Origin of the sequence: Desertihabitans aurantiacus, from assembly GCF_003344635.1 — a bacterium.
In the GTDB taxonomy this organism is placed as follows: domain Bacteria; phylum Actinomycetota; class Actinomycetes; order Propionibacteriales; family Propionibacteriaceae; genus Desertihabitans; species Desertihabitans aurantiacus.
The window spans coordinates 1-1,761 of sequence record NZ_QPKK01000453.1; the positions used below are offsets into that span (position 1 = coordinate 1).

General features: G+C 76.9%; 2 protein-coding genes. Both read left to right on the forward strand.

The features are described from left to right. Window positions 1–411: 411 nt before the first annotated feature. Window positions 412–1,077 carry an HAD-IA family hydrolase gene (locus tag DVA66_RS20100; RefSeq protein ID WP_232822096.1) on the forward strand — a complete coding sequence of 222 codons (666 nt, stop codon included), beginning with the start codon at window positions 412–414 and terminating at the stop codon, window positions 1,075–1,077. Window positions 1,078–1,370: 293 nt separating this feature from the next. Beyond that, on the forward strand, window positions 1,371–1,761 hold a 391-nt coding region (locus tag DVA66_RS20105; RefSeq protein ID WP_157974191.1), incomplete at its 3' end, for an alpha/beta fold hydrolase.

A 1,761-nucleotide genomic window follows, 5' to 3' on the forward strand; every position in this document is an offset into this window, starting at 1 on the left:
CGCCCCGGCCGGGCCGGGCGGGACCGGGCCCGGGGCCGGCGAGCCGGACGGGGTGCCCGGACGTCCGGGCTGCGTGGCGCTGCGGGTGGCGTCGTCGTCCTCCCAGCGCGTGCTCACCGGGGTGGAGGCCGAGCTGGCGACGGGACCGCCCTGCGGCTGCGGCGAGACCGCCCGCCCGGACGGGACGTCCGAGCTCCACGGCGCGCCAGGACCCACGGTGGGTCGCTGCGCGCCGCGGTCGTGAGGGGGCTGCTCGCTCACAGGGGCACCTCCGGGAGTCGACTCAGGCGAACGCTAGCAGCCGAGCCTGCCACCTCCGGCGGCCGGAGCCCCCGCAGCGGCGGCCGTCGTGGGCCGGTGGGGACGCCCACTAGGCTCGGCGCGAGCACGGCGTGGACAGGAGGACCGAGGGTGAGTGACCAGGACGGTCTGCGTGGCCGGCGGTTCGAGGCGGTCATCTTCGACATGGACGGGACGCTGATCGACTCCACCCCGGCCGTGCTCCGGGCCTGGACCGCGTGGGCCACCGAGCACGACATCACCGCCGAGCAGCTGGCCGGCAACCACGGGATGCCGGCGGCCAGCATCGTGGCCCGGCTGCTCCCCGAGGACGCCCACGTCCGCGCGCTGGAGCGGATCAACACCCTGGAGCTGACCGACGTCGACGACGTGGTCCCGCTGCCCGGCACGCTGCACGCGCTGGCGGCGCTGCCGGCCTCGCGGGTGGCGATCGCGACGTCCTGCACGCGGCCGCTGGCCGACGTCCGGATCGAGGCGAGCGCGATCCCGCGGCCCGACGTGGTGGTGACGGTGGACGACGTCGAGCGCGGCAAACCGCACCCCGACCCCTTCCTCACCGCCGCCCGACGCCTCGGCGTCGACCCCAGCCGGTGCCTGGTGGTGGAGGACGCCCCCGCCGGGCTGACCGCCGCCCGGGCCGCGGGTTGCGCCACCCTGGCCGTGTGCACCACCACCCCGCGGGGTGAGCTGCGCGCCGACCTCGTCGTGGAGTCCCTGGCCGACGTCGACTGGCACGTCGACGCCGACGGCATCAGCGTCACCCCGCTCACCCCCTGACCCGCTGCCCCCGCTTCCTCCGCCGGTTCTTCCTCCGCCGGTTCGAGGTAATAGCGGACGCTCTGGCGCCCGCCATCACCTCCACCCGCGGACGTCTCCCGCTGGTTCGAGGCAGCAGGGGACGTCCTGGCGCGCGCGATCACCTCGAACCGCAGGATCCGGGCGCCCACCCCTCCTCCCGCGGTTCGAGGTGATCCCGCGTGCGCGGGCGTCCGAGATCACCTCGAACCGCGGAGGGGTGGGTGCCCACCCATGCGGCGGGGCGGGCGGTGGCGGGGTGGGAGGATGGCGCGATGAGCGACGCGGGGGTCACCGGGCCCAGGACGCTGCTGGTCTTCCTGCACGGGCTCGGCGACACACCGGCCGGATGGCAGCCGCAGGTGGGCTCGTTCCCCGCCGGGCAGCGGATGGCCGTCCCCTGGCTGGCCGGGCTGAAACCCACCGACCGCCGTCCCTTCGACCTGGACGAGGCGGCCGGGCAGGTGGTGGCGCTGGCCGAGGAGCACCGCGCCGGACGGCTGCGGCTGGTCGGGCACGGCCTGGGGGCGACGGTGGCGCTGCGGGTGGCCGGCCGGCATCCCGGCCTGGTCGACCGGCTGGTGCTCTCCGCCCCCTCCCCGACACCGCCGCGGTGGGTGCTGCGGCTGCAGCGCGCCCTGGTCGGGCTGGCGCCGCGGCCGCGTC